Source organism: Gardnerella vaginalis (assembly GCF_001546485.1).
GTDB lineage: Bacteria > Actinomycetota > Actinomycetes > Actinomycetales > Bifidobacteriaceae > Bifidobacterium > Bifidobacterium vaginale_D.
On record NZ_KQ956867.1, the window covers coordinates 1 to 21,523 of the forward strand.

Sequence of the window (21,523 nt, forward strand, 5' to 3'; positions counted from 1 at the left end):
TTCTCAGTTAGTTATCTGAGTTAGTAACGGTGCTTGTATCTTCTTACAGCCGCGCGGTTACTATAAGAATGTTGATTGAACACAAGTTTTACTGGCAATTGCGCTAGGAAGGTTGATTCAATGCTGGAATCGTTACGTAGTAGTTTTAAGCGCGTTATTGCTCCGATTGCAAAATTACTGGTTCGATTAGGCGTAAGCGCTAACGCTGTAACAATTGTTGGAACATTAGCAGTAGTTGTTACAGCTTTTGTAACGGCTTTTACAGGTCAACTTATTGTAGGAACTGTACTGCTTACTATTTTCGTGCTTGCTGATGGTTTAGATGGCTCAGTTGCAGCATTAACAACAGGTGGCACAAAATTTGGAGCTTTTCTTGATTCAACGCTTGATCGTATTGCAGATTGGTCACTATTTATGACAGTTTGCATTTGTTTGTGTCGCGCTAGTAACAAAAGTGTGTGTACGTGGATACCATCCGTACTTGGAATGTTGTTAAAATATGCAGGATTATTGAGTTGCATGGTTGCACTTATGGCTGCTTTCGTGACGTCGTATGCACGTGCTCGTGGTCAGTCTATTTCGGTTGATCCTAGCATTGGGTTGATTACGCGTGCTGATCGTGTTGCTGTGATTCTTGTTGCTATGGGATTATCTGGCATCACTCATCAACTTTTCTGGTTAAGTTGCGCTATGATTCTGCTCGCTATTGGTGGTATTATTACTGTTTTTCAGCGCATTATTGCAGTCAAACAAGGTCTTGAGTAAGTAGTTAAGCTACATTTGTCTTGAAAGTGCAATAGAATCGTTTCGTTTGATTAACTGTACGTTTTAGGAGTATCATGTCAGGTCATTCCAAGTGGGCGACTACTAAGCACAAGAAGGCCGCTATCGATGCAAAGCGTGGCAAGCTTTTTGCTAAGCTGATTAAGAATATTGAAATTGCTGCTCGTTTGGGCGGTGGCGATCCTGATGGTAACCCTACGTTGTACGATGCCATCGTTAAAGCCAAGAAGGCTTCTATGCCTGCCGATAATATCAAGCGTGCAGTGAAGCGTGGTTCTGGTGAAGAAGCTGGTGGCGCTAACTACGAAGAAATTGTTTATGAAGGTTATGCTCCTGCTGGAGTCGGTTTGATTATTGAGTGCCTTACTGATAATCGTAATCGTGCCGCAGCTGATGTGCGTTCAACCCTTACTAAGGGCAATGGTTCTTTGGCAACAAGTGGTTCTGTGAGCTTTAATTTTGAGCGTAAAGGTTTGATTGAGGTTCCTTCTGAAGGCGTTGATTACGATAAGCTTTTCGAGGTTGCTGCAGAAGCTGGTGCCGAAGATGTAGCTGATGATGGCGATGTGTATTCTGTTTACACTGATTCCAGCGATTTGGTTACCGTTCGTAAGGCTTTGCAGGATGCTGGTTTCGACTACGATTCTGCGGATATTATTATGCATCCAAATAATGAAGTTGAGTTAAGCTTAGAGGATGCTCAGAAGGTTTCTCGTCTGATTGATAATCTCGACGACCTTGATGATGTTCAGAATATCTATAGCAACTGGACCGCTTCAGATGAAGTTATGGCTCAGCTTGAGGAAGATGAATAGAGTCTTATGATGATTTTGGGCGTTGACCCCGGGCTTACTCGCTGCGGGGTCGGCGTGATTGAAGCCGGCGTTTCGCGTCGGCTTTCTTTTATTCACGTTGATGTGCTGAGGTCTGAGCCTGGTCTTTCGCAAGATTTGCGCCTGTTAAAAATTTATAACGGTTTAGTTGAAAAAATTGAGCGTTTTGCTCCAGACACAGTGTCTATCGAGCGTGTTTTTGCGCAAGAGAATCGAAATACTGTGCTTGGTACTGCGCAAGTTGCTGGTCTTGCAATGCTTGCAGCAGCTCAGCGTAATATTCCTGTAGCATTGCATACTCCTACTGAAGTAAAGCTCGCTGTTGCTGGAAATGGTAAAGCTCAAAAAGTGCAAGTTGAGCGCATGGTTGCTCGTTTGCTTGGGCTTAATGTTTTGCCCACACCGGCAGATGCTGCTGATGCTTTAGCTCAAGCTATTTGTCATGCTCTTCGACCGTCCGGAGCTTTGCAAGGTGGAGAGCGTGAGCAGCATTTAACTTCCGCTCAAAAGCAGTGGGCATTAGCCCAGCGTGCTGCTGGTAGTAGAACTTCTGTCAATCGTGGCATGTAGGATAACAATAGAACATCTGTTCTATTGTTGGCTGTTTTTTTGACTTGTTTGTTACGTTATGCCGTGAGTTGTTATGTACGGGAAGGTGAGTATTGATGATTGGGATGCTTGTTGGTCAAGTAGCATCAATTGATGCTCGTACTGTACTTATCAATGTTTCTGGCGTGGGCTACGAAGCGTATATGCCCACTGTAGATTTGTCTACATTGCACGAAGGGCAAGAAGTCTGCGTATACACGTCTATGCAAGTATCTCAAGATGCTATAACGCTGTATGGTTTTACAACTCAGGCTGCTAAGCGCATGTTTTTGCAAGTACAAAAAGTGAGTGGCATTGGTCCAAAAGTTGCGCTTTCTTTACTCTCTACACTTAACGTTGATCGTCTTTTGCAAGCTATTTCAGAAGGGGATGTCACTGCCCTTTCTTCTGCACCAGGCTTAGGTAAAAAGGGTGCTCAGAAGATTATTTTAGAATTGAAAGGTTCTCTTGATCTTAATAGTTTGTCTCAAGACAACTCAAGAATTTCTAGTAACAAAACTATTGATTCTGGGATTAATGCTGTAATTGATGGTCTTGTGTCACTTGGTTGGCGCCAGAGTGACGCTCAGCGCGCTGTTGAGCAGGTTTGTGCCGAAAACAATATTATTACTCCTATGAAAGATGCTGATATGCCTAATATTCTCCGTATGGCGTTGGCTTCGTTAGACAGAGGCAGATGAAGATGCTACTGAACAATACGGTATTGGGGGAGTTGAGATAATGAGTAATGAATACGCTTCTGCAGTAAATACTGGTGTTTCAGAAGACTCTTTGCGCATGGTTTCTTCTGCTCCTTTGGCTCATGAGCAGCTGAGCGATGAAGAGCTTCGTCCGCGCGCTTTAGATGGTTTTATTGGTCAACCGGTTTTAAAAGCGCAGTTGCAATTGTTTTTGGATGCAGCTAAAAAGCGTGAGGTTCCGCCTGATCACATGCTTTTGGCAGGACCTCCAGGTTTAGGGAAAACTACGCTTGCGATGATTGTAGCAAATGAGTTGCAGGTACCTATTCGTATTACATCTGGTCCTGCTATTCAACATGCTGGTGATTTAGCTTCAATATTAAGCGCTTTAGATACGGGTGAAGTGCTGTTTATCGATGAGATTCATCGTCTGCCTCGTGCTGCTGAAGAGCTGCTGTATATTGCTATGGAAGATTTTCGTGTTGATGTTATGGTTGGTAAAGGGCCTGGTGCATCTTCGATTCCTCTGACTCTTCCTCGTTTTACTGTAGTTGGGGCTACTACTCGCGAAGGTATGTTGCCATCTCCATTACGTGCTCGCTTTGGTTTTACAGCACATCTTGATTTTTACCCTCATGAGGAGCTTGAAAAGCTTATTGAGCGTTCAGCTCAAGTGCTTGGTATTAAGCTTGCAGATCAAGCTGCTAAAGAATTATCTTTGCGTTCTCGTGGAACTCCGCGTATTGCAAACCGCTTACTAAGACGTGTGCGCGATTGGGCTATTGTACATGATTTGTCTACCGTAAATCATGATGCTGTAGTTGAAGCCTTAGCCTTGTATCAAATAGATACTCAAGGTCTTGACCGTCTTGATATTGCAGTACTAAAGGCTATGGTTTGTCAATTTAATGGTGGACCTGTTGGTCTTAACAATCTTGCTGCAATGGTTGGTGAAGAATCTGAAACTGTAGAAACTGTTTGTGAACCGTATCTTGTTCGTGAAGGATTTTTAGTTCGCACACCGAAAGGTCGTGTTGCAACTAGTAAAGCTTGGCAACATTTAGGTTTGCAAGCGCCTAGTAATGTCAGTGAGCTAGCTTAAAATAATTCTTTCGGACGGTAGTTCATCCGTCTTACAATTGGACACTTAAGGAGTTTATTGTGCCTCAATTTTTCCAGCAGTATGGGATGCTTATTGCGCTTATTGTAGTTATGGTTGGCATGATGTGGTTCCAGACTCGCAATGCAAAGAAGCGTCAATCTGAAATGCGTTCCTTCCATGAATCTTTGGAACCAGGTACTGAGGTTATTACTATCGGCGGTATTATTGGCAAGATTGTAAGCGTCGATACCCAGTATGAAGAGATTGTTATTGATTCTGAAGGTAGCTTGCTGCGTGTGTCATTCCGTGCGGTAAATAGAGTATATACGCGACCAGCATTTATTAGCGACGAGGAAGCAGAAGCTGCACAAGCAGCTGAAAATACTGAGCATGCTGATAATTCTGAAGTTACTGATAGCGCTGAAGTCAGTGCCAGTGCTGAAGTTCGTGAAGATTCTACCTCTGAATCTACGCAATCAACGGAAAATTAATTCTGCGCGCTGTAGTTTTTGATAATTGAATAATTATTCGTGGCATGGAGGCGCAGTAAGTGCCTCCTGTGCTACGAGAGTATGTAACATGTTTCTTTACATATTCTTAAATACACATCTGTGAAGAAAAGAACGTTAGGATTATGACAACGACGGATATTGTAGTAAAAACGTTGAAAACAGTAAGTGACGAAGATGCTGCTTATCTTGCTTCGCTGATTCGTACTGTTCCAGGCTTTCCAAACCCTCATATTACATTCCGCGATTTTCTTCCTATATTTGCTGATGCTCAAGGTTCGCGCATACTGATTGACGCATTAATTGATGCATTGCCAGTATCGATGGATTCTATTGATGTTATTGCAGGTCTTGAAGCTCGTGGCTTTTTGTTTGGACCTTTAATGGCTGCACGTATGGGTAAAGGTTTCCTTGCTGTTCGTAAGGCTGGTAAGTTGCCGCCTCCTGTTATCACTGAGTCTTATATGCTTGAATATGGTCAAGCGAGTATTGAAATTGAGCGTGACGCGATTAAACCTGGTCAGCGTGTGCTTATTGTTGATGATCTTATTGCAACCGGTGGTACTGCAAGAGCAGCAGCTCGTATTATTGATCGTGCGCAAGGAATAGTTGCAGGTTTTAGCTTTGTTGTTGAACTTACTGGTATTAACGGTATGAAAGATTTATGTGATTACCCTTGCAGTAGTTTAATAACCATGCCAGCATAAGAGCATGCATACGAGTATTGTACTTAATCTACTGAAGTACAATACGTTATTATACTTTTAGAAAGCCATGAAAGGAGAAGCTGTGGTTGAAAAACTTAAGTCATCCTTACTGAGTGTATCTAAAGGCGTAATAACTCCTTTAATTGCGATTTTTGTATTTTCGTTAACTATTGGTCTTTTTTTATCCCTCACATTACTTGTTATTTCTATAGAAGAGGGTGCAGGCAGTCTTTCTGATTCTGCTATGTCTATGACTTGGGCTGTATTCATGTTCGCTCAGGGGGTTGGTCTTACTTTTGGTAATTGTGTTGTAACGATTATTCCTTTAGGTCTCACATTATTGTTTATAGCTGTACTTGTGGGGCTTATCCGTAGGATTAAAGGCGGCAGCTTAGCATATATTACTGGTCTTATAGTGTGGGTTGCTACTCATGTAGTACTTGCTCAAAATACGCATGTAACTTTGGTAGATTCAATTGTTGTTATTGCTGGTAAAACTGCATGCGTGTACATATTGGCATTACTGCTTGCTGTGTTCCCTAGTAGCGAATTTTGGACAGTAACCAAGCAGCGTTATAAGCAAGTGTGTTCTGTACGTGTGCAAAAAATTATTTGTGTTGCCAAACGTGCTGCAGTAATTGTTTTTGCGTCGTACGCGCTAGTTGCGGTAGCTACTGTTGTAGTTTGGTCTTGCACGCATATTGGTTCTGTTCATTCTTTCTTTATTACCTTAGGCATGCAAAATGGTTCACGTATTCTTACGACTCTTGCCTGTTTCATATGGCTGCCTAATGTAGCAATTTGGGCGTTGTCGTGGATTTGTGGCGCAGGTTTTAGCATTGGCAAGGTAGCATATTTCACACTGTCTGCTGCACAATATAAGCATTTACCACCAGTGCCAGTTTTTGGTATATTCCCAGATGCTATCAGTGATGCTACATATCGTGCTGTGTGTTATGGAATTATCCCAGTAGTGTGCTGCGTAATAATGCTTATTGTAATATTGCATAAACGTGGCTGCGGATTGGGTGTAATCAACATTAATAATAAAACAGAAAGAAAAGCGTTTATAATTGCTGTTGTGCAAGCAGCAATTGTTAGTATTGGCGTTGCTGCTTTTATTACGGTGGTTGGTACGATTATTTTTGCTTGCGCAAATGGTTCGCTAGGCGAGTATCGACTTGCTGTTGTTGGCGTCGATGTTGTTGAAAGTACGCGAGCTGTTGGTCATCTTACTCTTTATGCTGTCATAGTTTCGTGGGTATTAGCTCTTGTAATCAGTTTGTTGATTTGTGGTGTTCGATATTGCTTAAGCTTGCTGACGCATCATCGTGTTTCTCACAGTGATGGGCAGCAGCATAAGGATAGCGCAAAAACTGCTAGTGATGATGCGATTAAAACTGTTGAAACGACTGCTGCAGCAACTACCGCGAAAAATGTTACAAAGGATGCTGTTACAAGCGCTATTCAAGACGCTACTCGTACAACTGGTACAAGCGCTATTCAAGAAGCTACTAAAACTGTTACTAAAACTGCTGTAAAAGACAATACTGATAATACGAAGGAATCAAACGTTACTCGTAAGACTACGTCTCATAATCAGCCACTGCGCAGCGTACATTCTACCGAAGTATCTGCTAGCAACAGCGATAATAAGAAGCATGATAATATTTCGCATGAGAACAATAATCAACCTGTCACTGCTGATCAGGAAGATAATAGTGAAAATCATACGGAACGTTTGAATCATACTCATAAAAGTAGGTTTACTACAGAAAGTATGGCTACTACAGAAAGTAAGCCTACTACAGTAAAGCAACCAATAAGCGCAGCAGTTAACAAACTTCATACGCAGATGAGTAAAACGTTAGGTGCTGTAGCATCAGCATCGCATTCAGCAGTGAGTGCTGCAAGCAGTAGTGTAAATCAGTGCGCTCATGCAGTGAAGAAACTTATTGCGTTACTTCCTGGCAAGCAGCCTTTGCAAACATACCATAGTGAAGCTCGTGTTAGTAGTAGTACTGTTACAAGGGATAATCGCACAAATCAGCCGCGCACAGTTCAGTCTGCTGAGTTGCATCGTGTGACAAACTTACGAAAAACTACATCGTCACAATCTTCTCATAATCAACAATCACATACTTATCAACCAGCGTTCACTGATAGAGCTGCGCGTATTGCAACTTCAAACGCAAGCTCCCAAGTAAACATGCCTACTCAAAACAGTGAACAACAACCACCTTTGTCTTTGAAAAAAGCTTATCCTAGGACTGCTTCATCAAAGACGAAAAGAAAATAATTCCTCACTGCTATTTAGGAAGGAAGACCACCGTGCAACAGACACAGAGCCAACAACCAGACGCAAATGTGCTGATAACCACAGGGGAAAGGTCAATTCGCCGAGTGCTTGTTTCAGTTTTTCATAAAGAAGGACTTGAAATATTAGCACAATCATTTATTCAAGCTGGAACTGAAGTGGTTTCAACAGGTTCTACAGCTGCTAAACTAGCGGAACTTGGTGTGCATGTTACTGAAGTTTCTAGTGTAACTGGATTCCCAGAAAGTCTCGACGGTAGAGTGAAAACACTGGATCCGCATATTCATGCTGGAATCTTAGCGGATATGAATAATACTGATCATGTTCAGCAGCTTGAAAAGCTTCATATTAAGCCGTTTGATGCTGTAGTAGTGAACCTGTATCCATTTGTGGACACAGTGATGAGTGGTGCTGAGCAGGATGCTATTATCGAAAAAATTGATATTGGCGGACCTTCCATGATTCGTGCTGCTGCGAAGAATCATAAGTCTGTTGCTGTTATTACTGATCCTGCAGATTACCAGCTTTTAGCTGATCGTATTGCTTCGGGCGAAGGGTTTAGCTTGCAAGAGCGCGAATATCTTGCAGCAAAAGCGTTTGAGCATACTGCAGCTTATGATGCTGCTATTTCTCAGTGGACTGCAACAGTTTGGCAAAAGCCTGAAACTTTTGCTGTTCAAAAACAGCAAGAATCTGAGAATTCTAGTGACTCGGCGAACGATACTCTTGTTCTTCCAGCAGATTACACGCGTACGTGGCGTTTAGAACATGCGCTTCGATATGGTGAGAATCCTCACCAGCAGGCTGGATTGTATCTGGATCCTTTGCATAAGGGTGGTTTAGCTCAGGCTGAGCTGCTCGGTGGTAAGCCTATGAGCTACAACAATTATGTGGATGCTGATGCTGCTTGGCGTGCTGTATGGGATTTTGCGCCGCAAATTGCTGTTGCTGTTTGCAAGCATAATAATCCTTGTGGCTTAGCTATTGGAGCAACTGCTGTAGAAGCGCACAAAAAAGCGCATGCTTGCGATCCTGTGAGCGCTTACGGTGGTGTAATTGCTGCAAACACTACAGTGACTTTGGAAATGGCAGAAAGCGTGCGACCAATTTTCACCGAGGTTATTGTGGCTCCTGATTATGAGCCAGAAGCCTTGGAATTGCTTCGCACAAAGAAGAAGAATCTTCGTATTTTGAAGGTTGCAACTCCGCCTGTTTTAGATTTGCAAGTGCATCCTATTGACGGTGGTGCTTTAGTGCAGTCGGCAGATAAGATTGACGCTTTCGGAGACAATCCAGAAAATTGGACGTTGGTTTCTGGAGATCCTGCAGATGATAGCACTTTGCGTGACTTACAATTTGCTTGGCGTTCGCTTCGTTGCGTAAAGTCTAACGCAATTCTACTTGCGCATGACAATGCTACGGTTGGTATTGGTATGGGCCAGGTTAATCGTGTAGATTCCTGCCATTTGGCTGTTGAACGCGCTAACACTTTGGCTGATGGTGCTGAGCGTGCTCGCGGAGCGGTGGCAGCTTCTGATGCGTTCTTCCCATTTGCTGACGGTCCGCAGATTCTTATTGAAGCTGGAGTGAGTGCAATCGTTCAGCCGGGTGGTTCTATTCGTGATGAAGAAGTGTTTGAAGCTGCTCGTGAGGCTGGTGTAACGATGTATGTAACTGGCACTCGTCACTTCTTCCACTAAAACTTCTTCCACTACCATTCATCAATAAATCAATGAATACTACGGATGTGGCGTTTGAAATACTCAAACGCCACATTTTTATATGAGTGACTAAAACAACTTATGTTTTCTTATCGAGAAGCAGGTATGATACAAGTATGACTAAGACTGAACCGCAGATTGAACCTCATACAATAGAGCATCCTTATGTATCAGAAAAACGTGAGGGTAAGCCTTACGCTGAGTGGATTATAGCTTTTATAGTATGCGTATCTGCTGTTTTAGCATTTTGGGGGTATATAAAAGCCGCCACAGTTATTATTTCTGTGACGGCTATACTTCTAGGTGTTATACGCATAAGCATGCGTCAACGCAGTCCTTGGAAAGTTCGCTCAGTGAGCTTTGATTCTTTTGTAAGTATTGCGTTGGGCATTGGTTTGCTCATAACGTATGCATCAGTATTATTACTGTAGCGTAATTAACTTATGCCATTGTGTTGTTGTTAGCAGTATTCAAGCTTGTGTCGACAGTTTGCTGAGTGTTCTCATACTGATAGGACTCAGTTTGTTCAGGATCGGCTTGGTTGAATTCAGTTTGATCAATAACTGCTGCTGGAGTTGTTGAAGCTGCAGCTGGTGTATGAGTAGTGTCATCTGTTGCTGCGATTTGCTTGGCAGAAGTGGCGAGCAATTTTGCGAGCAGTATAACAAACCCAACAAGAGCGGCGGCAAAAATCGGAGCAATCCAGAAAACCCACAGTTGCGTTAATGGCTTAACTTCTAATTCGCGCGAATTAGCAAGTACAGCAATACCAGTAGAACGTGCAGGATTCAAACCGGAACCAGTAATCTGGTAGGTTATTAATGTTCCAGCTGCGTAGGCAAGACCCATGTGAGTGGCATAATCACAGTGAGTGGCGCCATTGTCATCAGTGTGACTCATTGCGGTAGCAACGATGAGCACTACTGCAATAACTTCAACAAGTAACGCAGTAATAACGCCGAAGGATGCGTTTACGCTCTTCAACTGATTTGCGGAAATAGAAGCGTTTTCAAATCCGTTTACTACTGAAGCAAACCAATTAACGTCTTTCACCATTTTTGTTTGTGGCAATACGACGATAAATACGCCAGCGGCTGCCAATGCGCCAAGAATCTGTGCAATAATATATCCAAGACCTGCTAAGTACGAAGTACGCCCAGTAAGCATAGAAGCAATTGTTACTGCAGGATTAAGATGTCCGCCAGAAATTTTAGCAGCAATACTGATTGCTGCAGCATACGTAATACCGGTACCAATTGCAATCATGAGCAAATTAATGCCATACATAGCGGTAGCAAGTGAAGAGAACGTGTAAATAACGAACATTGCTAATGCTGTAGCAATAAATTCAGTTGCAAAACGAACAACGAGTGGCGTTTGAAGCTGATTTTTTGTACAAGATGATGGAGTATGAGTCATACTATTCCTTACTATAAATTGTGTTGCGTATTGGTTATTGCAACAGGATAAAACCTCTGCTATAGTAGCACGGCTATGCCATACGGTAGCATAGAAAAACGTGGTAATTTTCTGATTTATTACAAATTGTACAAATAACCACACGAGATACACGGTAAGTAATAATGAATTTTCGATTTTGTGCGCAAAAAATTGCAATTGCGTTACAAAGTTCTGAATAATTCACGAGGTCACGTTGGGAGAACGATGCCAAACGCATATTCCCGCGCCAATCAGGCGCATTCAGATGACAACAACGCCATTCGACTGCAGAAGCTGCTTGCTGAAGCGGGATTTGGTTCAAGACGCAAATGTGAGGAAATTATCCTCGATGGGCGTGTTGAAGTAGACGACGAATTGGTTACAACACTTGGTACTCGCGTAGATCCAAAACGCCAAAAAGTGCGCGTTGACGGTTCGCGAGTAAGGTTCAACACAAAGCTCGTAACACTCGCATTGCATAAGCCTAAGCGCGTGCTTAGCGCTATGGACGATCCTAAAGGTCGTTTTACTTTAAGAGACATTGTTGGTGACAAGTATGAGCGAATCTTCCACATGGGTCGCTTGGACTACGATTCGGAAGGTCTTATTTTAATGACCAACGATGGCGAGCTAAGCCAGCATGTTATGCACCCAAAGTATGAGGTTGAAAAAACGTATATTGCAACCGTCGAAGGTAAAATCAACGGCATGGTTTGCCGCCGCTTGGTTTCGCAAGGTGTAAATCTTGAAGATGGTTGGATTAAGCTCGACCGTTGTGCAATAATCGACCAAAATCACGACACAACTATGGTAAAAGTTGTGTTGCATTCTGGCAAAAATCGTATTGTGCGCAGAATTTTTGGTGCTGTAGGCTACCCTGTAAAGCGTCTTGTGCGTACACAAATTGGTCCTATTAAATTGGGGGACTTAAAAGCTGGATCATATCGCGTGCTTTCCCCAACAGAAGTGCGCTCGCTTTCTAAGGAGGTTGGCCTGTGATTTGCGTAGCAATTGATGGACCAGCAGGAGTAGGCAAGTCTTCTACTTCTCGCGCTTTAGCGCAATACTACGGTTTTGCATATTTGGATACTGGGGCTATGTATCGAGCTGCTGCTTGGTGGTGCATGCAAAAAGGCATCGACTTAAGCACTCAGCTTTCTTTAGATGATGAAGGTCAGCCTGTAAACGATGCGGATAGTGAGCGTTTTAACCAAATTGTTGAATCTGTTGGCGCCTTGTTTACTGAAGATCACGTAACTTTTAGTGTTGATCCAAAAAATCCTGTAGTGGTAATCGACGGCGAGGATATTAGCGAAGAGTTACGTTCCAGCGAAGTTTCTTCGCACGTGTCTACGGTTTCTTCGATTCCTGCAGTTCGCCGCATGCTTATTGCTGCACAACGTGCGTATATTGCTGCACAGTCAGCTGAAGATTCTTTCTCTCAAGGTGAAGGCATAGTTGCAGAAGGTCGCGATATTACTACTGTTGTAGCTCCTCATGCGCAAGTTCGTGTGCTCCTTACTGCACGCGAAGAAGTGCGTCAAGCTCGCAGAAACAAGCAAGATATTGCGCAAGAAAATTTGCAAAATAATCAATCTAACAATAATGAATCTGCGGAAGATGATATTCGCGCTCGTGACGCTAAAGATGCGAGGGTAACAAGTTTTCTTCAAGCTGCAGACGGCGTTACAACGCTCGATAATTCTGATTTAACTTTTGAGCAGACGCTCGATGCACTTGTTGAAATGGTTGATGCTGCGATTGAGCAGGATGAGTACGACCGTTACGCTGCAAACCTTGAAGGTTACGATCTTGACGATGAAGACCGTGCGCTTCTTCGCGGTGACGTAGTAAGTCAAGACGATGCGAAAGACTCTAAAGCAGTTGGTGTAATCGCTGTAATTGGTAGACCAAATGTTGGAAAATCAACGCTGGTAAATCGTATTTTAGGTCATCGTGTGGCTGTTGTAGAAGATACTCCGGGTGTTACGAGGGATCGAGTAAGTTACGATGCTGAGTGGGCTGGAACCAACTTTAAGCTGGTTGATACGGGCGGCTGGGAAGCTGACGTAGAAGGTATTGATTCTTCTATTGCTCAACAAGCGCAAGTGGCAGTGCGTTTAAGCGATGCTGTGATTTTCCTAGTAGACGGCCAGGTTGGTTTAACAGCTACCGACGAGCGTATTGTTTCCATGCTTCGCGCTGCAGGTAAGCCTATTACTCTGGCAGTTAACAAGGTTGACGATGCTAGAAGCGAGTATTTGACTGCAGAGTTTTGGAAGCTCGGAATGGGTGAGCCTTACGGAATTTCCGCAATGCACGGTAGAGGCGTGGGAGACTTGCTTGATGCAGCGCTCAATTCTTTGAAGAAAGCGAATAAAACTTCGGGCTTCTTAACTCCAGATGGACTTCGCAGAGTTGCTTTAGTTGGTCGACCGAACGTTGGTAAATCTTCGCTTTTGAACCATTTGGCTCACGAGGAACGTTCTGTTGTAAACGACCTAGCTGGTACTACTCGTGACCCTGTTGATGAGGTTGTGCGAGTTGACGGTGAAGATTGGCTGTTTATTGACACTGCTGGTATTAAGCGCAGACAACACAAGTTGACGGGTGCTGAATATTATTCTTCACTTCGCACGCAAGCTGCGATTGAGCGTTCTGAACTTGCTTTGATTCTTTTCGATTCTTCCCAGCCTATTGCGGAGCAGGATTTGAAAGTTATGAGCCAAGCAGTTGATGCTGGTCGCGCAATCGTACTTGTGTTTAACAAGTGGGATTTAATGGACGAATTCTCCAGGCAGCGTATGGAACGCTTGTGGAAGACGGAGTTTGAGCGCGTTACTTGGGCTGAGCGCGTCAATCTTTCTGCAAAAACTGGCTGGCATACGAATCGTCTTGCACGCGCCATGCGAACTGCTTTAAACAGTTGGGATAAGCGCATTCCTACAGGTAAGCTCAATGCTTTCCTAGGGCGTATTCAGTCTGCTCATCCGCATCCTTTGCGAGGTGGAAAGCAAGCGCGAATCTTGTTTGCTACTCAAGCATCAACTAAGCCTCCGCGTTTCGTAATATTCACAACTGGCTTTTTAGAGCACGGATACCGTCGCTTTATTGAGCGTTCGCTTCGCGAAGAGTTTGGATTCGAGGGAACTCCTATTCAAATCTCTGTAAAAGTACGCGATAAGAAGAAGCGTAAGTAAAGCGCAAATAAAGTAAAATAGGAGCGTGTATGGCTGGTTTGGGTGAGTTAGCTCGTGATTTACATCATGCTGCTGAAGACGAGATTTTTCAAGCATTTGTTGATTGGGTTACAGATAACAAACATGTAGATTTGTGGCCGCATCAAGAAGAATCCATTATGGATTTGCTTGCAGGAGACCACGTTATTTTAAACACTCCAACAGGTTCCGGGAAATCTCTTGTTGCGCTCGGCATGCATTTTGCAGCGCTTGCCACAGGCAGACGCTCCTACTATACTGCACCAATTAAAGCGCTCGTATCCGAAAAATTCTTCGATTTAGTAGCTATTTTTGGGCGTGACAACGTTGGTATGATTACTGGAGACTCGCATATTAATGCGGATGCTCCAATAATCTGCTGCACTGCGGAAATCTTAGCAAACCAAGCGTTACGTGAAGGCGCGAATGCTGAAGTTGATTGCGTTGCAATGGACGAATTTCACTACTATGGTGACCCAGAGCGCGGATGGGCTTGGCAAGTTCCGTTACTTACACTTCCAAATACGCAATTTTTGCTTATGAGCGCAACTCTTGGAGACGTAACGGATATTGCGGAACGCTTAGAAAAATCAACAAAAAGAAGTGTTGATATTATTGCAGATGCGCCAAGACCAATTCCGCTGGAATACGAGTACACGGATAAGCCGCTTGCTACAACCGTAGAACTCTTATTCAACAAGGGTCTAACGCCAATCTACGTAGTTCATTTTTCGCAAGACGCGGCTCTTGAAACAGCGCAAGCACTCGCAAGCACGGGAGTTTCCAGCAAAGATCAGCGAGACAAAATAGCGCAAGCAATTAAAGGCACAAAGTTTACTACCGGTTTCGGCAAAATCTTGCAAAGACTCCTGCGCACTGGTGTCGGCGTGCATCATGCTGGCATGCTTCCACGATACCGCAGACTCGTCGAACAGTTAGCTCAACAAGGACTGCTACCAGTTATTTGTGGAACTGACACTCTCGGCGTTGGTATTAACGTGCCAATTCACTCGGTTGTGCTTACAGCTCTTACAAAATTTGATGGAAATCGTAGTCGCAAGCTTCGCGCTCGCGAGTTTCACCAAATTGCAGGCCGCGCAGGAAGAATGGGATTTGATACCGAAGGTCTAGTGGTTGCAGAGGCTCCAGAATTCGAGATTGAGAATGCGCGCGCTGTTGCGAAAGCCGGGAACGATCCTAAAAAGCTTAAAAAAGTTAAGCGTAAGAAAGCTCCAGAAGGTTTTGTAGTTTGGGGCGAGCCAACGTTTACTAAACTTATTGAAAGCGCTCCGGAAACTTTGAACCCACACATGGTTGTAACGCATTCAATGATTTTGAACGAAGTTACACAAGGTGGAGATGCTAGAGCACGCGTTGAAAAACTTATTGAAGATAGTGCACAAAGGCCGCAAGATAAAGAAAAATTGCTTGAGCGTTGTGATGATATTTTCCAAACTTTGCTCGATACTCAAGTCATTGAATGCAGAGAGCTTTCGGATGGTTCTTGTGATTATGATCTTGATGTTGCTATGCCAGAAGGTTTTGCGCTAGATCAGCCGCTTTCTCCGTTCTTGCTTGCTGCTTTGGAACTTCTAGACCCAGAATCTCAAAGCTACGCGCTTGACGTAATTTCTATGGTTGAAGCGACTTTGGATGACCCTAAGCCTGTGCTTCGCGCGCAGGAGCGCAAGGCTCGGGATGCTGCGATGGCTGGTATGAAGGATGATGGTGTCGACTACGAGGAGCGCATGGAACGCCTAGCTGAAGTTACTTATCCTAAACCTTTGGAAGATTTGCTAGCTCCTGCTTTTGCGCAATATCGTAAAGACGTGCCGTGGGCAAACGACTACTGGATTAAGCCTAAATCTGTGCTTCGAGACATGGTTGAAACAGCATCCGATTTTACTGGATATATTTCACGTTATGGCATTGCTAGAAGTGAGGGAACGCTTCTTCGTTACCTTTCTGACGCTTACCGTTCGCTTGCTCGAACTGTGCCAGAAGATATGCTTAACGAAGAATTGCGTGATATTATTTCGTGGCTTCGTCTTGTTGTGCGCTCTATTGATTCAAGTCTTGTTGACGAGTGGGAGAGTGCAGGTGGTTCGGACGCAGAAGCTAATGCTGTAACTATGGCTGCTCCTGGAACTTCCGAGTCTGTAGTTGAGGATCGTCGCGGACTTATTGTGTTGATTAGGAATGCTATGTTCCGTCGCGTGCAACTTATGGATTTGGAAGATGCTTCAACCCTTGGCGAACTTGACAAAACTTGGGGTTATGGCGTTCATGAGTGGAATGATGTGCTTGACGACTATTACGACGAGCACGAGTATGTTGGCATCGATGCTAAGGCTCGAAGTGGCGACTTATTTATTTTGGACGATTCGCTTGAAAAAAGTGAGCATTCGTGGAAAATTCGGCAGATTATCGACGATTCAGACGGGGATCATAATTGGGCTATTACTGGCGTTGTTGATTTGGATGCAACGCAAGACGAAGGCGAAGTAGTGTTCTTCGATTATCAAGTTTCGCACGTGTAATTTTAGGAATATGCTAGCAAAATACAAAAACATAAATCGAACGTTTGTTCTATTTATGTGGTAGGCTGATATGTATGGAGCAGGATTTATTTGCGGCAAGTAGTGCGCCGGTCGATGTAACGCGTCCGTTAGCTGTGCGTATGCGTCCGAGCAGCATTGAAGACGTGCTAGGGCAGTCTCATGCGTTAAAAGATGGTTCGCCTTTGCGCAGGCTTGCAAATCCGCAATCGAAAGGTTCTCTTACTGCTCCAAGCTCTGTTGTGCTGTTTGGCCCTCCGGGAGTTGGCAAGACTACGCTTGCTTATATTGTTGCTCGCCAATCTGGACGCGTGTTTGAAGAGCTTTCTGCTGTAACTTCTGGAGTTAAGGACGTTCGCGCAGTGCTTGATCGAGCACATGAGCGTTTAGTGAGTAAAGGTCAAGAAACAGTTCTTTTTATTGACGAAGTTCATCGTTTTTCTAAATCTCAGCAGGATGCTTTGCTTCCAAGTGTTGAAAATCGCGATGTAACGTTTATTGGTGCGACTACCGAAAATCCAAGTTTTTCAATTATTAAGCCGCTTTTAAGTAGATCTGTGGTTGTTAAACTTGAGTCGCTGAGTGTGGAAGATTTGCATACACTTATTGAGCGTGCAGTAACTAGCGAAAATGGGCTCAACAATCAGCTTAAAATCGATAACGACGCAATAGATTCAATTATTCGTTTAAGCGGGGGAGACGCTCGTAAAACCCTTACTATTTTAGAAGCTGCAGCAGGAGCAATAACAGGAGATTCCGCGTTACAGCATGGCAAAAAGAAGCCTGTAATTACTGCTGATATTGTTTCTAACGTAATGGATACTACTACAGTTCGTTATGACAAAGACGGCGACGATCATTACGATGTGATTTCTGCTTTTATTAAGTCGATGCGCGGAAGTGATGTTGACGCTTCTTTGCATTATTTAGCGCGCATGCTTCGCGCTGGTGAAGACCCGCGTTTTATTGCAAGGCGAATTATGATTGCTGCTGCCGAAGAAGTTGGTATGGCGGCTCCACAAATTTTGCAAGTAACTGTTGCAGCAGCTCAAGCTGTTGCTTTAATCGGCATGCCAGAAGCGCGCATTATTCTTTCGGAAGCTGTGATTGCTGTAGCAACCGCTCCTAAATCAAACGCAAGCTATAATGCTATTAATCAGGCTTTACAAGATGTTGATGCTGGCAATATTGGTCAAGTTCCTCTTCATTTGCGTAACGCTCCAACTGCTTTGATGAAAAGTTGGGGCAATCACGACGGGTACAAGTATGCTCACGACTATCCGGGAGCTGTAGCATCGCAACAGTATATGCCAGACGAGCTAGTTGGACGCGAATACTATCATCCTAACGACCGTGGCTACGAGCACGAGCTCACTCAACGCTTATCTCAAATTCGCAATATACTTCATAAGTCCGAAGAAAGTAGAGATGTTGGCAATGAAAAAAGATAATATTCTACTGTATTATTGCGTATCAACCATTGTGCTTATTTGCATGCTTACCACATGGGTTGTGTATGTTCGCTTTGTTGCCGACACTGTACAAAACAGCGGTTTTTCACTGAAACATCTTATGAGCAACAATGCTGTAACAGCTGTAGTTGAACCAAATAAGTCAGATAATGCTCTTGCTTTAGCAGGTCGTGCTTATAAAAACGTGCTTGAAAATCTTCACGGAAAATACAAGTTCAAAAATGTTCCAGATTCCTTCGGATATTACTACGATTTATGGGATTTGGATAATGATAAGATTCCAGAACTTATTGTAACTGCAAGGAAAAAATTAGGTTACGATGATGATAAGCCGCGTTTTACTAAAGTATTTTCTTTTGATGGCAAAAAAATTGTTGAGTCGCAGTTAATTGAAGATTTAAAACCGTCTCATAATGGCGAATTCTCAGAAACATTAATGTACGATCATAATCACAATGGCATAGTTGTATATCATGTATTTGACGGGCTTAAAGTTCGTCGTGATACTTATAAGTTTACTGAAGATTATAAGTTTACATTAGATTCAAGTGTTGAAGATAATTCTGCAGATCCTAGCACTATAGGCGATCTTGATGCAATGTTTGTTGATGTTAAAAATCTTAAGCCTGTAGACAATCTCATCAATAATATGACTCTTAGTGAAAAAGAGAAGAAACGCAATAAATATATTCAAGATTTACGAGATGATGGATACACCATTCTTACCGGCAATGTTCAAGAGATGAATATTGACGAAGTAAAGCAAACAGCACAGCCGGATGCAGATTTAGAAAATTATTCTTACTATTTCGATATTGATGCAAAAATTATTTATACAGTAAATATGCCGTACAAAACCATCATAACTGTTGGAGTTGATGGCAAAGGTACGCCAGTTCCTGACACATACGTTTACCAACGTTTCTTTGTTAGCCCAAAAGCTGGAGAAATGAAAGATTATGTAGGAAAGAATGTAACTATAGCAGTTAAAAATGCTTCTTCAATATGCTTTACCCTAGAACCAGATTACGAAACCCCTAGCTACAGCGCTCTAAAAATCATTACAGACTAAATATTTTAACGCGTAGCAGATCTCACAAACTTGCCTGATATTACTTATTTGTATTCATCTAAGCTAGGATCTAATTCCTGAATTATGTATGAGCTACTAGTTAATACAGGCTGCCCCCATGGAAGATTGTTTACAGTATCATACATTCCATCTGTTGCAAAAGTAACTCTCTTCCCAACATAATTCATAATCTTGTCATGATCCGGATTGTGTATAAACCCATCATCTAATATTATTACGACCCTATTCATCAAATTACTTGGAGGCCTATATCCGCACTCAGTTCCATTACAATATGACGATGCTGAGCGCGGATTATCTAAAGCAAGCACTGTGGTAGTTGGGTTATTGTTAATACGTATAAAATCATCAAGACTAAAACCAGTATATGTTACTGGCGCACCAGGATAGTTGTATGCTTCTTCTGGAGTAAGCTGTTTTACTGTGCCAGTATAAACTTGATACCCTTTTTCTTGCCATTGAAGAACTTGCTTATCGTACGCCTTTTGCTTATCGCTACGTTTATTTGAGTTGATTAACTTATTGATACCAGTTGCATCATTTATAGGGATAAAAACTGGAGCAACTACTTTATCCATTTCACATGTATCGTTGTCATTTTTCTTAATAGGATAATCAACTACTGTAGTACTATCATTCAGTTCGTTTCCATTAAGCGTATAAGATACTTCTTTCCACTTGAATGGAGTATCTAAGTCAAAAGAAGGATTGTTATTAGAAAGATTGTTATACCACTCTTCACTTTCCGGAAAATAGAATACTAAACCTTTGTGATTCCTATAAAAGAAAAGTGTTGAATGCTCATATCTACCTAATAGAGTTTTGAGAACATTATTAGGAGCAACTAGCTTATTCCCATCGTATGAAAAAACTCGTGTTGACGACACTTCCTGAGTATCATCTGAATCATTTTTCTTAACTTCATACGTATCAGTAACCAGCAAATCAGGTATTTTGTCATCATTAATATCCCATAAGGCGTAAGTATAATCGCCTTCTGGAGCATCATTGAATGAATACTTGTGAATATTTTCAAGCACATTCTTGTACTCTTTGCCTGCTTGAGAAAGAATATCGTCAGTATTGCGAGTATGCGGTTTTGTGATAGCACTTATGGTACTGCTAGCAACATGATTCAGTGAAAAACCGCTATTTTGTACAGTGTCGGCAACAAAACGAACATACACAACCCATGTGGTCAGCATGCAAATAAGTACAATGGTTGATACGCAATAATACAGTAGAATATTATCTTTTTTCATTGCCAACATCTCTACTTTCGCCAAGTCGCAGCATTGTAATTGCTTTTGCTAAAATGTAGGTTTCATACATTTTATACGTTTTATACGTAAATCTATTCACCGTAATTGGAAGAAACATCTTTCATTAAACCTGCCATAAGCGAGTTGTTGTCAATGTGGGAAAGATTACTAGCATCTCCAACAATCATCACATCGCCAGCAGTAGTCGGAAAAATTATTACAGAACATGGGTCACCAACAATAAAAATATGATTATCATCACTCATATCGAAGGGGCTACCATTTTTGTAAAGTATATTCTCTAATTTTTTACGATTTTTTTCAGCGGACGGAAACTCATTGAGTACGCATGATGCATCTTTTTCAAAAGCATCGCCTGTTCCAATTTTTACGATTGCTTTAGCTCCACCAAGAGCATAGCTATGCTTTATTGGCAGATTACACTTTTCGCTAATAGCGTTAAGATCTGGCTTTATATTAAGAGCATTTCGCACGCCACTAAAAGATCCATTGTGCTGAACGCAATAGCATAAGCCAGCTATTATAACGAAAACAACAAATCCCCAAAAATAGCTTTTAGCTTTGCTCATCATAAACCTCCATCTCAAACAATGCGCTTACAAAAATAAAGCATCACTGATTCAGTGCTATTGTCAATCAATCTCTCTTAACTACGTTCGTACTAGCTGAGCTTTTGCATAAGCAATCTCTTAAGTGAAATTCTTACATATGATTTTAGTTATATGCGCTGATAAGAAAACATGCAAAACATTATGCGTATCTTTGGTTTGATTACGTAATTTATATAGAAGCGATATTAAAATAGAAACGGTGTTTTATACCATTAGTTGAGGGTTTCGCAATGGAGTTATCTTTTGCTGATTGTCAACTGTTATTTATTGCAGAGAAAAAAGGGGAGATACATGTTATCTTGCTTATATAGAAGAAGAGGTTATATAAGTACCTCTATAGGTAAAACAGTTGTGCGCAGCGCATCTATTGTATTAGCGTTGTGCATTTCGCTTATTTGTGTTCCACAGTGCTACGCGGCAGATAGTTCTATAACTATTAATGCTCCATCCAATACTTCACAGGTTTGGGTTGATGTCGAAGGAACTAATATTAGACCTGATAAAATTGGCGGCACAATCGATAATAAGGGTATAAAGTTTATTGCTTCTCCATCTGGAGTAACATCAATTAATGCTCTGGGGGGGGG

At 42.4% G+C, this 21,523-nt stretch carries 19 protein-coding genes; 16 read left to right on the forward strand and 3 right to left on the reverse strand.

All coding sequences use genetic code 11. The features are described from left to right. The first annotated feature begins 120 nt into the window (after positions 1–120). The 10 genes from HMPREF3208_RS04175 to HMPREF3208_RS04220 all read left to right on the forward strand — a co-directional run bounded on the left by HMPREF3208_RS04175 (position 121) and on the right by HMPREF3208_RS04220 (position 9,692). Positions 121–765 carry a CDP-alcohol phosphatidyltransferase family protein gene (locus HMPREF3208_RS04175; RefSeq protein ID WP_064347368.1) on the forward strand — a complete coding sequence of 215 codons (645 nt, stop codon included), beginning with the start codon at positions 121–123 and terminating at the stop codon, positions 763–765. A 74-nt stretch (positions 766–839) separates the two neighbouring features. Then, a complete protein-coding gene (locus tag HMPREF3208_RS04180; protein WP_016636669.1) occupies positions 840–1,598 on the forward strand; it encodes a YebC/PmpR family DNA-binding transcriptional regulator in 759 nt (252 codons plus the stop codon). 6 nt (positions 1,599–1,604) lie between these two features. Further along, positions 1,605–2,186, forward strand: coding sequence for a crossover junction endodeoxyribonuclease RuvC (gene ruvC / locus HMPREF3208_RS04185; RefSeq protein ID WP_016636668.1), 582 nt, complete (start codon positions 1,605–1,607; stop codon positions 2,184–2,186). Between the two features lie 95 nt (positions 2,187–2,281). After that, complete coding sequence (gene ruvA / locus HMPREF3208_RS04190; RefSeq protein ID WP_064347369.1) at positions 2,282–2,905, forward strand: Holliday junction branch migration protein RuvA; 624 nt, start codon at positions 2,282–2,284, stop codon at positions 2,903–2,905. Between the two features lie 40 nt (positions 2,906–2,945). Further along, complete coding sequence (ruvB, locus tag HMPREF3208_RS04195; RefSeq protein WP_016636666.1) at positions 2,946–4,007, forward strand: Holliday junction branch migration DNA helicase RuvB; 1,062 nt, start codon at positions 2,946–2,948, stop codon at positions 4,005–4,007. A gap of 59 nt (positions 4,008–4,066) precedes the next feature. After that, the gene (gene yajC / locus HMPREF3208_RS04200) at positions 4,067–4,498 is read left to right on the forward strand and encodes a preprotein translocase subunit YajC (protein WP_016636665.1); all 432 of its coding nucleotides are present in this window, start codon (positions 4,067–4,069) and stop codon (positions 4,496–4,498) included. A 143-nt stretch (positions 4,499–4,641) separates the two neighbouring features. Beyond that, positions 4,642–5,223, forward strand: coding sequence for an adenine phosphoribosyltransferase (locus tag HMPREF3208_RS04205; RefSeq protein WP_016636664.1), 582 nt, complete (start codon positions 4,642–4,644; stop codon positions 5,221–5,223). A gap of 82 nt (positions 5,224–5,305) precedes the next feature. After that, positions 5,306–7,522 carry a cell division protein PerM gene (locus tag HMPREF3208_RS04210; RefSeq protein WP_230953083.1) on the forward strand — a complete coding sequence of 739 codons (2,217 nt, stop codon included), beginning with the start codon at positions 5,306–5,308 and terminating at the stop codon, positions 7,520–7,522. Positions 7,523–7,626: 104 nt separating this feature from the next. Continuing rightward, positions 7,627–9,240, forward strand: a complete 1,614-nt coding sequence (purH, locus tag HMPREF3208_RS04215; RefSeq protein WP_419185094.1) for a bifunctional phosphoribosylaminoimidazolecarboxamide formyltransferase/IMP cyclohydrolase — start codon at positions 7,627–7,629, stop codon at positions 9,238–9,240. A gap of 137 nt (positions 9,241–9,377) precedes the next feature. Further along, the gene (locus HMPREF3208_RS04220) at positions 9,378–9,692 is read left to right on the forward strand and encodes a hypothetical protein (protein WP_064347373.1); all 315 of its coding nucleotides are present in this window, start codon (positions 9,378–9,380) and stop codon (positions 9,690–9,692) included. Positions 9,693–9,702: 10 nt separating this feature from the next. Here HMPREF3208_RS04220 and HMPREF3208_RS04225 read toward each other — a convergent pair whose 3' ends face one another. After that, positions 9,703–10,680, reverse strand: a complete 978-nt coding sequence (locus tag HMPREF3208_RS04225; RefSeq protein WP_230953084.1) for an MIP/aquaporin family protein — start codon at positions 10,678–10,680, stop codon at positions 9,703–9,705. Positions 10,681–10,926: 246 nt separating this feature from the next. On the opposite strand from HMPREF3208_RS04225, the gene HMPREF3208_RS04230 reads away from it, so the two are divergent. The 5 genes from HMPREF3208_RS04230 to HMPREF3208_RS04250 all read left to right on the forward strand — a co-directional run bounded on the left by HMPREF3208_RS04230 (position 10,927) and on the right by HMPREF3208_RS04250 (position 19,021). Beyond that, positions 10,927–11,700, forward strand: a complete 774-nt coding sequence (locus HMPREF3208_RS04230) for a pseudouridine synthase (RefSeq protein WP_064347431.1) — start codon at positions 10,927–10,929, stop codon at positions 11,698–11,700. Beyond that, positions 11,697–13,901, forward strand: a complete 2,205-nt coding sequence (gene der, locus HMPREF3208_RS04235; protein ID WP_064347377.1) for a bifunctional cytidylate kinase/GTPase Der — start codon at positions 11,697–11,699, stop codon at positions 13,899–13,901. The genes HMPREF3208_RS04230 and der overlap by 4 nt, the downstream gene beginning before the upstream one ends. 29 nt (positions 13,902–13,930) lie before the next feature. Beyond that, positions 13,931–16,459 carry a DEAD/DEAH box helicase gene (locus tag HMPREF3208_RS04240; protein ID WP_064347379.1) on the forward strand — a complete coding sequence of 843 codons (2,529 nt, stop codon included), beginning with the start codon at positions 13,931–13,933 and terminating at the stop codon, positions 16,457–16,459. A gap of 74 nt (positions 16,460–16,533) precedes the next feature. Continuing rightward, complete coding sequence (locus HMPREF3208_RS04245; protein ID WP_064347382.1) at positions 16,534–17,928, forward strand: replication-associated recombination protein A; 1,395 nt, start codon at positions 16,534–16,536, stop codon at positions 17,926–17,928. Next, positions 17,906–19,021 (forward strand): hypothetical protein, encoded by a 1,116-nt coding sequence (locus HMPREF3208_RS04250; protein ID WP_230953086.1) that lies wholly within the window; start codon positions 17,906–17,908, stop codon positions 19,019–19,021. Before HMPREF3208_RS04245 ends, HMPREF3208_RS04250 begins: the two co-directional genes overlap by 23 nt. Positions 19,022–19,065: 44 nt before the next feature. On the opposite strand, the gene HMPREF3208_RS04255 is transcribed toward HMPREF3208_RS04250, so the two are convergent. Both HMPREF3208_RS04255 and HMPREF3208_RS04260 read right to left on the reverse strand, forming a co-directional pair. Continuing rightward, complete coding sequence (locus HMPREF3208_RS04255; protein WP_155639970.1) at positions 19,066–20,304, reverse strand: hypothetical protein; 1,239 nt, start codon at positions 20,302–20,304, stop codon at positions 19,066–19,068. Between the two features lie 92 nt (positions 20,305–20,396). Continuing rightward, a complete protein-coding gene (locus HMPREF3208_RS04260; RefSeq protein WP_230953088.1) occupies positions 20,397–20,897 on the reverse strand; it encodes a hypothetical protein in 501 nt (166 codons plus the stop codon). Positions 20,898–21,287: 390 nt separating this feature from the next. Between HMPREF3208_RS04260 and HMPREF3208_RS06910 the strand changes: the two genes are divergently transcribed. Then, positions 21,288–21,523: hypothetical protein (locus tag HMPREF3208_RS06910; protein WP_230953090.1), on the forward strand; the 236-nt coding region annotated here is incomplete at its 3' end.

Excerpts from the sequence above, each read along its gene's own strand:
- HMPREF3208_RS04175 (WP_064347368.1), top strand. The coding sequence starts at position 121 with ATGCTGGAATCGTTACGTAGTAGTTTTAAGCGCGTTATTGCTCCGATT.
- HMPREF3208_RS04180 (WP_016636669.1), top strand. The coding sequence starts at position 840 with ATGTCAGGTCATTCCAAGTGGGCGACTACTAAGCACAAGAAGGCCGCT.
- ruvC (WP_016636668.1), top strand. The coding sequence starts at position 1,605 with ATGATGATTTTGGGCGTTGACCCCGGGCTTACTCGCTGCGGGGTCGGC.
- ruvA (WP_064347369.1), top strand. The coding sequence starts at position 2,282 with ATGATTGGGATGCTTGTTGGTCAAGTAGCATCAATTGATGCTCGTACT.
- ruvB (WP_016636666.1), top strand. The coding sequence starts at position 2,946 with ATGAGTAATGAATACGCTTCTGCAGTAAATACTGGTGTTTCAGAAGAC.
- HMPREF3208_RS04205 (WP_016636664.1), top strand. The coding sequence starts at position 4,642 with ATGACAACGACGGATATTGTAGTAAAAACGTTGAAAACAGTAAGTGAC.
- HMPREF3208_RS04220 (WP_064347373.1), top strand. The coding sequence starts at position 9,378 with ATGACTAAGACTGAACCGCAGATTGAACCTCATACAATAGAGCATCCT.
- HMPREF3208_RS04225 (WP_230953084.1), bottom strand. The coding sequence starts at position 10,680 with ATGACTCATACTCCATCATCTTGTACAAAAAATCAGCTTCAAACGCCA.
- HMPREF3208_RS04230 (WP_064347431.1), top strand. The coding sequence starts at position 10,927 with ATGCCAAACGCATATTCCCGCGCCAATCAGGCGCATTCAGATGACAAC.
- HMPREF3208_RS04240 (WP_064347379.1), top strand. The coding sequence starts at position 13,931 with ATGGCTGGTTTGGGTGAGTTAGCTCGTGATTTACATCATGCTGCTGAA.
- HMPREF3208_RS04245 (WP_064347382.1), top strand. The coding sequence starts at position 16,534 with ATGGAGCAGGATTTATTTGCGGCAAGTAGTGCGCCGGTCGATGTAACG.
- HMPREF3208_RS04250 (WP_230953086.1), top strand. The coding sequence starts at position 17,906 with ATGTTGGCAATGAAAAAAGATAATATTCTACTGTATTATTGCGTATCA.
- HMPREF3208_RS04255 (WP_155639970.1), bottom strand. The coding sequence starts at position 20,304 with ATGAAAAAAGATAATATTCTACTGTATTATTGCGTATCAACCATTGTA.
- HMPREF3208_RS04260 (WP_230953088.1), bottom strand. The coding sequence starts at position 20,897 with ATGATGAGCAAAGCTAAAAGCTATTTTTGGGGATTTGTTGTTTTCGTT.